This window comes from Corallococcus sp. AB038B (assembly GCF_003668955.1).
Lineage (GTDB): Bacteria > Myxococcota > Myxococcia > Myxococcales > Myxococcaceae > Corallococcus > Corallococcus exiguus.
Genome location: NZ_RAWO01000162.1, coordinates 1 through 427 on the forward strand (window position 1 = coordinate 1; position 427 = coordinate 427).

The window sequence follows — 427 nt, forward strand, 5'->3', positions numbered from 1 at the left end:
GTGGTCCTCCGGGGGAGAGTCCACGATTTCCTGCACCACGAACCCGCCGCCCGTCGGGTCCGCCGCGGCGCGGGCGCACAGCTCCGGCCAGCCCAGCAGCTCGCCATACGCGGCCGTCACGCGCTCCGTGTAGGGCACCGTGCCCACCGAGCGACCGATGAAGACGGCCTTGCCGCCATAGTCCCAGGCCCGCTTGAGCACGAAGCGAGCGGGCGTCCTCGCCACCTCGGCGACCAGGTCGTCCAGTTGCCCTCCGTCCGGGCCCGAGGCGGGGCCGGTCTTGAAGATGCGCGTCCAGGGAACCGAGGTGCGCACGGCCTCCAGCTCCTCGGCGGTGAGGCCCGCGGCCTCGGCGAGCGCGGGCTCCGCGAGCGCCTGGGACAGCCGCGCGAAGGTGGACTTCACCTCCACCTGCGAGGCGGGAGGG

At 74.0% G+C, this 427-nt stretch carries 1 pseudogene; it reads right to left on the bottom strand.

Features of this window, described 5'->3' with window-relative positions:
• Positions 1-427 (bottom strand): annotated as a pseudogene (locus D7Y04_RS42885) (hypothetical protein); the annotation flags it as partial.